Annotated in this window: 3 protein-coding genes and 1 pseudogene; 2 read left to right on the top strand and 2 right to left on the bottom strand. The window is 39.4% G+C overall.

Going from position 1 to position 3,183, the window contains the following annotated elements; translation table 11 throughout:
- Nucleotides 1-1,107: carboxypeptidase-like regulatory domain-containing protein (locus tag MNV_RS10255; RefSeq protein WP_143311734.1), on the top strand; the 1,107-nt coding region annotated here is incomplete at its 5' end.
- A 45-nt stretch (nt 1,108-1,152) separates the two neighbouring features.
- On the top strand, nt 1,153-2,034 hold the full coding sequence (locus MNV_RS10250) for a hypothetical protein (protein WP_096205780.1): 882 nt from the start codon (nt 1,153-1,155) through the stop codon (nt 2,032-2,034).
- Nucleotides 2,035-2,062: 28 nt separating this feature from the next.
- Here the strand turns inward: MNV_RS10250 and MNV_RS20740 are convergent, their stop codons facing one another.
- Together MNV_RS20740 and MNV_RS20735 are read right to left on the bottom strand one after the other, a co-directional pair.
- Complete coding sequence (locus MNV_RS20740; RefSeq protein ID WP_257000023.1) at nt 2,063-2,638, bottom strand: RNA-guided endonuclease InsQ/TnpB family protein; 576 nt, start codon at nt 2,636-2,638, stop codon at nt 2,063-2,065.
- Nucleotides 2,635-3,183 (bottom strand): annotated as a pseudogene (locus MNV_RS20735) (RNA-guided endonuclease InsQ/TnpB family protein); the annotation flags it as partial. The gene MNV_RS20740 and the pseudogene MNV_RS20735, both read right to left, overlap by 4 nt.

Below are 3,183 nucleotides of genomic sequence, written 5' to 3'. Positions count from 1 at the left end.
GCAACGAACGGCACATTGAACAGTACAACAGGCACCTATTCCTGGCAGACCAATACTGATGACGTGGGAATCTATGTCTGGTACTTCAATAGCAGCGATAATTATGGCGGAACAGCGCCTGAGACTATCACTGTTACCGTGAAATCCATACCATCTTATAATGTAAGCGGTTATGTGTTTGATAATGCCGGTGCAGGATTGGGAAGTGTCCTGGTCCAGAATGGCAGCAAACAGAGTAATACCTCAGCATCAGGATATTATTCCATAACCAATCTTTCAAATGGCACCTATAACTTCAGCTATTCAAAAGCCGGATTTAATACCGAATATTTAGAGATCACAATTAGCGGAGCAGACAACACCAGCGCGAATAAGACACTATATGATACCACACCGCCAGCCAGTATCAACACCATTTCAGCTACTTCAACACCTTTGTATATTAACTGGACATGGTCAGATCCGTCAAATCCTGACTTTGATCATGTGGAAATATATATCGATAGTGTGTTCAAGACGAATGTAACCAGAGGCTGGCAATTCTACAATGCAAGTTATTTTGCACCGAATTTGACATACACAATTTCAACACGAACGGTGGATAATTACAGTAATGTGAATACTACATGGGTCAATAATACAGCAGCTACTTCCTCTGAACTCACTTATGTATTTAGTTTCATAAATGATACAGGAACAGTATCGAACTTCAGCAGCGCCCGGAATGCAAGTGATGGGGCTGTTTCAGTCTTTGCAGAAGTTAATGCGAGTGGATCGTACCAGCTCAATGTCACAACGAATACCACTGATATACCGGACGCCAGTATACATACACTGGAGCTGAGATACAATGTTTCCGGAGATAACTTCACGGTGCAGCTCTGGAATGGTTCATCATGGAACAACAGGACAACTCTAAACGATACATCACTATCCTACCGCAACATTACTTTATACCCCGAAGAGTTGATCTCCTATGGAACACTGGCGGGTAATGCAGGAAGTATTAATAAGTCCTATTCACTTGTTCGTTATATGGATTTGAACGCAAGCGCACAGCAGCAGGGAATCTTATACCTTGATTACCAGAGGATTTATAATTATTAGAATTTAGAATTATTAAATTTGAAAAATCATATGAGATGATAAAAAATGAAAGATAAAATCGCAGTCTTCAGTGCTATCTTACTGGGTATGGTAGTAGGCTTATTTGCAACAATATCACTTATAATTGATGCATTTTTTATCGGTAATCTAGTTGGTATCCTGATAGATCTCATTATAATAGTCTTCTCTTACATGACTGCATGGATCGGTGTCAGGCATATTCTTATGCAGAAAATCGCTAACGATAAAATGGATAAGGAATGGGATTATAAAATTAAGCCAATTATGAATATGCTTACTGATACGGTTGGCAGGATCAATGCAATGGAAACACAGGTAATGCAGACCAATCGAAGGGTGGATACGACTCTTGATTATGTGACAAAGATGCAGGACATGGATGCTTCAAAAGTATATATTTTTCCGGGCGCATCTTTTAAATTTATAGCAAAAGTTCTTGTAGTGATAGTCTTTACGTTCTCTGCATTAGTATATGTGGCTGAATATCCGCTGGGTATTGTTCATTATTTTATCCTGGTTATTTACCTGATATGGTGGGCATTATTCACATCAGAATATAAACTTTTCAATAACAAGATGGCATGGTTATGGGCGCTTGCTCCAATAATGACCGTTCCTGTCGGGGGAATTATACTTGATGCAGCATGGGGACCAAATATTATGATGGGTATTTTATTCGGTCTATTATTCTTCTATGTCTATCTTTATTATTCCTGGGCAGCCTATGTTACTGTAGGGTTCAAATTGTTCGATATGACAATGATCAGGGATTATCTCCTTAAAAACATGGATACTTACTTCGAAAAGGAGAAAACTGAGCGCAAGATAAACAGGAAATGGATCGATGCAGTAATTCTTGCCTGCATAGTGATTGCAGGAGTAATTGCGATCTGGATTTTTATTTAATGAATATATAAGAACGTGTAAAGTAACTTTACTCCGCACTTTTAAAGTGCGGAGCATTATCACTATGTTCAGTATCAATTCCCTTGCGGGCTTCAACTTCATCACATGCGATGTACGGATGAGTTACAGGCAGCCTGCCGTTTCCAGATATACCGAGAACGGCAATATTCCGAGCAGCATTGAGGTCAGCATGTATTTGAAAACCACACTTAACACATTTGAAAGAATGTCCTTTCCTGTTTCCTTTGTAGATATGTCCGCAAACAGAACATTTCTGGCTTGTGTACCGCGGGTCAATAGTTACAACAGATTTACCCATAGCTTCAGCCTTATATCTGAGAAATTGGTCAAGTTCATAGAACGCCCAATTATTGAGTTTGCGAGTAAAATCTGTTCCTTTAGTTCTGCTCTGAACTCTTATACTGGTCAAATCTTCAATAGCAAAAATATCAAAAGGCATCGCCACAATTCCCTTAGAGATACAGTGATTGACCCCGGAAACAAACCGTTGCTCTTTCCCGCTGATCTTCCTGAGAAGTTTTTTAGCAGATTTAGTGCCTTTGCTTTGAAGTTTCGCTCTAAGATATGCGTACTTTGCCCTCACGTTCTTGATAGGTTTACTATTGAAAATCTATTATTGGAAGTCACGGCGATATTAACGATCCCCCGGTCAATTCCAAGAACCTTATCGCCAACGGGTTCAGGAGAAAGTTTATGAATAACCACATGCAAATAAAAAGTATCCTTCTGTCTGTTATATCTCAACGTGGACGTTTTAAATTCCCAATTAAGATATTGCCTGTAATATTCAGGAATGGAATATGTTGCAGTCACTCTCCCCTTAACCGAAGAAAGACTAACATTCTGTTTGATAAGATTGATTCTATGCACACGCTTATTATACCGAATAGCAGAGAATGGTTTGCTTGCAGGACATTTTTTAAGTTCGAGTCCCTTGAGAGATTCGCAGGCAACATCTCTGATTCCTTGAAGAATAGAACATGGAAGTTCAGGATGCTTTTCCCGGATACTGTAATAAGTGGCACGGTGGACAGATACCTTGCTGCAAGTATGGTTTTCAAAACCGTATCTGGCAATTTCATTGAAAACCTGATTGCTCAAAGCCATTGTCTGTCTAAGCGTTTCTTT

Origin of the sequence: Candidatus Methanoperedens nitratireducens, from assembly GCF_900196725.1 — an archaeon.
Classification (GTDB): Archaea; Halobacteriota; Methanosarcinia; order Methanosarcinales; family Methanoperedenaceae; genus Methanoperedens; species Methanoperedens nitroreducens_A.
Note: the sequence above shows the minus strand (reverse complement) of the source record. Positions and strands in the feature narration are given on the sequence as shown.

Excerpts from the sequence above, each read along its gene's own strand:
- MNV_RS10250 (WP_096205780.1), top strand. The coding sequence starts at position 1,153 with ATGAAAGATAAAATCGCAGTCTTCAGTGCTATCTTACTGGGTATGGTA.